The organism is Halomonas sp. BM-2019, from assembly GCF_017584085.1.
Map to the genome: position 1 here is coordinate 832,483 of NZ_CP071922.1, position 4,240 is coordinate 836,722.

Annotated in this window: 5 protein-coding genes; 4 read left to right on the top strand and 1 reads right to left on the bottom strand. The window is 68.8% G+C overall.

The annotated features are described in order from the left end of the window. Nucleotides 1–251, bottom strand: a 251-nt coding sequence (locus J5F18_RS04275) for a hypothetical protein (RefSeq protein ID WP_346302173.1), incomplete at its 3' end; no start/stop codon positions are given. A gap of 291 nt (nt 252–542) precedes the next feature. Here J5F18_RS04275 and minC point away from each other — a divergent pair. From minC to sbcB, 4 genes are all read left to right on the top strand, one after another. Next, nucleotides 543–1,292, top strand: a complete 750-nt coding sequence (minC, locus tag J5F18_RS04280; RefSeq protein WP_346301087.1) for a septum site-determining protein MinC — start codon at nt 543–545, stop codon at nt 1,290–1,292. Between the two features lie 58 nt (nt 1,293–1,350). Beyond that, complete coding sequence (gene minD, locus J5F18_RS04285) at nt 1,351–2,169, top strand: septum site-determining protein MinD (RefSeq protein WP_346301088.1); 819 nt, start codon at nt 1,351–1,353, stop codon at nt 2,167–2,169. Beyond that, nucleotides 2,166–2,426 carry a cell division topological specificity factor MinE gene (gene minE, locus J5F18_RS04290; RefSeq protein WP_253448374.1) on the top strand — a complete coding sequence of 87 codons (261 nt, stop codon included), beginning with the start codon at nt 2,166–2,168 and terminating at the stop codon, nt 2,424–2,426. Before minD ends, minE begins: the two co-directional genes overlap by 4 nt. 64 nt (nt 2,427–2,490) lie before the next feature. Next, nucleotides 2,491–3,978 (top strand): exodeoxyribonuclease I, encoded by a 1,488-nt coding sequence (sbcB, locus tag J5F18_RS04295; RefSeq protein WP_346301089.1) that lies wholly within the window; start codon nt 2,491–2,493, stop codon nt 3,976–3,978. Nucleotides 3,979–4,240 lie beyond the last annotated feature (262 nt).

Sequence of the window (4,240 nt, forward strand, 5' to 3'; positions counted from 1 at the left end):
AGGGCGACCAGCTGGCGGGAGAGCTCCCGCGAGGCCTCTCCCTCGGCAAGCAGGGCGAGCAGGCGCTCGGGATCGTCGAGGCGCGCAAGCGCCGCGGTGCGCACGTCGGGGTCCTCGTCTCGGGCCAGGTGTTCCAGGGCCCGGCGGTGCTCCTCGCGGGAGAGGTCGAGGCGGGCAATGGCCTGGCGGCGCACCCGAGGGTCGGAATGCCGCCAGCGGGGGGGGAAGAGTCGACGAAGGAGTTCGGACATGGGCGATCCTGATGTGGGGCGCATCACGCACCGGGACGCGCCGTCCTGTTGTTGTCGGATGAGGGGTCGGGCTAGGCTGTCGGGCGATGGGCCAGCCCGGGATCCGCCTAAGGTGTTAGAGTACCGGTGAGAGTATCTAAGCACGCGGTGCCGCTGGGGAAAAGCCCGCTCTGTGGCCGTCTGGAGACACTGACAGGGGCCCGTCGCTGGGCGTATGATCAGTTGCAGGGGGGGCGGCACTCGCTTAGCTTTGATTTCGTACCCCGACCAACACCGATGTGGAGTTCGGCAATGAGCCTCAACGTGGACAGGGATGGCGCGGCCTTCACCTTCAAGGGCGGCATGCTGCCGATGACGGTCATGGAACTGGCCAGCGCCGACCCCGGGCGGATTCGCGATCAGCTCGCCGGCAAGCTCAGCCAGTCCCCGGCCTTCTTTCAGCATACCCCGGTGGTACTCAGCGTCGAGAAGCTCGACGAGCCGCACCTGGCGCTCGAGCAGATCTGTGCGGTGTGCCGGGCTCACAAGCTGTTGCCCGTGGCGGTGCGCGGCGGCGCCGACCCGGTCAAGCAGTCCGCCTGGGCGCTGGGGCTGGGCTGGTTCCCGCCCCTGGAGGCGAGTCGCCCCCGGCCGCTGGAGAGCGTGCCGCCCGTGGAAGCCGAGGAGCACATCGAGCCCGAGGGGCCCCTGGCGTCGCCGCCGGGCGTGGCCAGCGGTGGGCGGATCTTTCGCGGCACGGTTCGCTCCGGGCAGCAGGTGACCGCCCCGGAGGGCGACCTGGTGGTGATCGGCTCGGTCAATGCCGGCGCCGAGGTGCTGGCCGCCGGCAGCGTGCACGTCTACGGTGCCCTGCGCGGGCGTGCCCTGGCCGGCATCCATGGCGATCCGCTGGCCGGCATCTTCTGCCGTGAACTCCGCGCCGAACTGCTCTCGGTGGCCGGCAACTACAAGCGACTCGAGGACATCGACCCGCGCCTGCTGGGCACGTCGGTTCAGGTGCGCCTCGACGGTGACCAGCTCGGCATCACCTCGCTGACCTGAGGCGGCCTGGACGAGCGTGTCACCCCAACACCATTTAATGACAGACAGGAAGCGACTCTTGGCCAAGATCATCGTTGTGACCTCCGGCAAGGGAGGCGTCGGCAAGACAACCAGCGCGGCAGCCATCGCCACCGGCCTGGCGCTGCGCGGCAACAAGACCGTGGTCATCGACTTCGACGTGGGGCTGCGCAACCTGGACCTGATCATGGGCTGCGAGCGCCGCGTGGTCTACGACCTGGTCAACGTCATCCAGGGCGAAGCCGGGCTCAGCCAGGCGTTGATCCGCGACAAGCGAGTCGACAATCTGCACATCCTCCCGGCCTCCCAGACCCGCGACAAGGAGGCCCTGACCCTGGAAGGCGTCGAGAAGGTGCTGGAGACCCTGGGCAAGGACTTCGACTACATCCTCTGTGACTCCCCGGCGGGCATCGAGCGCGGCGCCCAGCTGGCCATGTACTTCGCCGACGAGGCGATCGTGGTCACCAACCCGGAGGTCTCCTCGGTGCGCGACTCCGACCGCATCCTCGGCCTGCTGGCATCCAAGACCCGTCGCGCCGAGCGCGGCGACGAGCCGATCAGGGAGCACCTGCTGATCACCCGCTACAACCCGGAGCGGGTCGACGTGGGCGACATGCTCAACCTCGAGGACATCCGCGAGATCCTGGCCATCGACCTGATCGGCCTGATCCCGGAGTCCGAGGCGGTGCTGCGCGCCTCCAACCAGGGGGTGCCCGTGACCCACGACGCTGGCAGCGATGCCGGTCAGGCCTACACTGATACGGTGGCACGCCTACTCGGCGAGGACGTGCCGCTGCGCTTCCACGAGTACCAGAAGAAGAGCCTGCTGAGCCGTATGTTTGGAGGTGTTCGCCGGTGAAACTGCTTGAATTCCTGAAGCGAGAGCGCAAGAAGTCCGCGTCGGTCGCCAAGGAGCGGCTGCAGATCATTGTCGCGCACCAGCGCAGCCAGCGCGGGCAGCCCGACTACATGCCGCTGCTCGAGAAGGAGCTGCTGGAGGTGATCCGCCGCTACGTCCAGGTGGACGACGACGCCATCAACATCAGCCTGGACAGCGAGGACAACTGCTCGGTGCTGGAGCTCAACGTCACCCTGCCCAAGGGCTCGCCCGGCTGAGAGGGGCGCGGTGCTGTGCTAGGCTGTGGCCTCCCCAGACCCTGATCCGTCGGAGAGCCCATCCATGGCGCCGCCCGCTGCCCCGCTGACCTTCCTGTGGCACGACTACGAGACCTTCGGCGCCGATCCGCGCCGTGACCGCCCGGCCCAGTTCGCGGCGATTCGCACCGACGCCGACTTCAACGAGATCGGCGAGCCGGTGGAGTGGTTCTGCAAGCCCGCGGACGACTACCTGCCCCACCCCCAGGCCTGCCTGATCACCGGCATCACGCCCCAGCAGGCGCGGCGCCGTGGCCTTCCCGAAGCGGAGTTCGCTGGTCACATCGAGGCGTTGATGAGCACGCCCGGCACCTGCGTGCTGGGCTACAACAGCCTGCGTTTCGACGACGAGGTGACCCGCCACCTCTTCTACCGCAACCTGCTCGACCCCTATGCCCGGGAGTGGCAGAACGGCAACTCCCGCTGGGACCTGATCGACGTGGTGCGCGCCTTCCACGCCCTGCGTCCGGCGGGCCTCGAGTGGCCGCGACGCGAGGATGGGGCCCCGAGCTTCCGCCTCGAGGAGCTCACTGCCGCCAACGGCATCGCCCACCAGGGCGCCCACGATGCCCTGGCCGATGTGCGTGCCACCATCGCCCTGGCCAAGCGGCTGCGCGAGGCCAATCCCCGGCTCTTCGACTATCTGCTGGGCCTGCGCGGCAAGCGCGCCGTGGCCCGGCTGCTCGACCTGCCGGGGCGCAAGCCGGTGCTGCACATCTCGCGCCGCTACCCGGCCAGCCGCGGCTGTGCCGCCCTGGTGGTGCCCCTGGCCGAGCACCCCACCAACCCCAACGGGGTGATCGTCTACGATCTCTCGGTGGACCCGGCGGCACTGCTCGACCTCAGCGCCGAGCAGATCCGCCAGCGGGTCTTCGTCAGTAACGACGACCTGGCCGAGGGTGCCGAGCGCATCCCCCTCAAGGTCATTCATATCAACAAGTGCCCGGTGCTCTTCCCGGCCGGCGCGCTGAAGGATGTGGAGGGGCCGAACAAGGGCGAGTACGGTGAGATCGTCGCGCGCCTGGGCCTCGACGTTGACGCCTGTCGTGCCCACTGGAAGCGGCTCGCCCAGCGTCCCGAGGTGGCGGCCCGGGTGAGCGAGGTGTTCGCCGCCCCGCCACCGGTCGGCCCCGAGGACCCCGATCTGATGCTCTACGGCGGCGGCTTCTTCTCGCCGGCGGATCGCCAGCAGATGCAGCGGGTGCGCGACGCCGACCCCTGGGACCTGGTGGGGGCGCGCTTCGCCTTCCAGGACCCGCGCCTGGAGGAGATGCTGTTCCGCTACCGGGCGCGCAGCTATCCGGAGACCCTGGAGGGCCCGGAGCGCGAGCAGTGGGAGGCTTACCGCTGGGCGCGCATGAACGATGCGGCGGTGGCCGGCCTGACCCTCAAGGGCTTTGCCCGGGAGATCGAGCGGCTCAACCAGGTCGAGCTCGGCGACCGCGAGCGCCAGCTCCTCGAGGAGCTGGTGATGCACGTGGAGGCGATCATGCCGTCCCAGGCCTTCGGCTGACGTCTTGTGGGAGCTGGGCGTTGCTCGCAGTTCGGCGCTTTGACGAATGGCGCCGACGGCCTGCTGGGCGGTAGGCTCTGACACGGGCAACACCGCTGGGGCGCCTGTCGGCGCCATTCGCTCGGGAGTACCCGAGCTCCCACAGGTGCTTCATCCTTCCGCCCCTCGCCCCTCGTTCCTTGCTCCTTGCTCCTTGCTCCTTGCTTCTTGCTTCTTGCTCCTTGCTCCTTGCTCCTTGCTCCTCGCTCCTTGCCCCTTACTC

Bases quoted from the DNA above. Each gene is read 5' to 3' on its own strand.
- minC (WP_346301087.1), top strand. From the start codon at position 543: ATGAGCCTCAACGTGGACAGGGATGGCGCGGCCTTCACCTTCAAGGGC.
- sbcB (WP_346301089.1), top strand. From the start codon at position 2,491: ATGGCGCCGCCCGCTGCCCCGCTGACCTTCCTGTGGCACGACTACGAG.